The 293-nt window shown below is 42.0% G+C and carries 1 protein-coding gene; it reads right to left on the reverse strand.

From position 1 onward, the window contains the following. The coding region (locus FLQ44_RS11500) for an alpha-amylase family glycosyl hydrolase (RefSeq protein ID WP_240801264.1) at positions 1-293 on the reverse strand (293 nt) is incomplete at both ends.

Here is a 293-nt window from a genome sequence, read left to right on the forward strand (position 1 = left end):
TCTAAAAGAGTCATGCCCGATCGATTTGCAAATTCAACCGATCGCTCATCATTTGGACTATTGTAAATCCACTCTCCAAAAATAAAGACGTCAGGTTTATGGGTTTGGATCTCCCCATTAAATTCTTGCCAAAACCAAATTGGCATATGCTTTACAGTATCCACCCGCAACGCATCAACGCCCCGATCTAGCCATTGTTTAATGGCTGCTTTAATGTAATTTCGGTATTCAACGTTGTTTTCGTTGAAAGTTGCCAAACCTGAAAGTTCGCAGTTTTGCACCTGCCACTCGTC

It is taken from the genome of Vogesella mureinivorans (genome assembly GCF_007644035.1).
In the GTDB taxonomy this organism is placed as follows: Bacteria; Pseudomonadota; Gammaproteobacteria; order Burkholderiales; family Chromobacteriaceae; genus Vogesella; species Vogesella mureinivorans.